Annotated in this window: 1 pseudogene; it reads right to left on the minus strand. The window is 74.3% G+C overall.

Going from position 1 to position 261, the window contains the following annotated elements:
- Positions 1-261 (minus strand): annotated as a pseudogene (locus ACQG3P_RS20190) (cell envelope integrity protein TolA); the annotation flags it as partial.

Genomic DNA, 261 nt, shown 5'->3' on the forward strand with positions numbered 1-261 from the left:
CCTGGTCGACGGTGTCGGGCTGGGCGATGCGTTCCTGGGCGTTCTGCTGCTGCGGAGTGGGCGCGTCCGGCGGGCGCGGCTCGGGCAGCGGCTGTGGCGGCGGCACGGTGTCTTCTTCCACCGGGATCGGCTCGGCCCCCGGCTCGGGCAGGTCAGGCAGTTTTTCCGAGGCGCGCAGCGCCTGGCGTGCCGCCGCGGCTTCCGAGGCCGACAGCTGCAGGCTGGCTTCAATGGCCGGATCGCCGGCGGCCGCTTCGGTGA

This window comes from Stenotrophomonas sp. SrG (assembly GCF_050031795.1).
In the GTDB taxonomy this organism is placed as follows: Bacteria; Pseudomonadota; Gammaproteobacteria; order Xanthomonadales; family Xanthomonadaceae; genus Stenotrophomonas; species Stenotrophomonas rhizophila_A.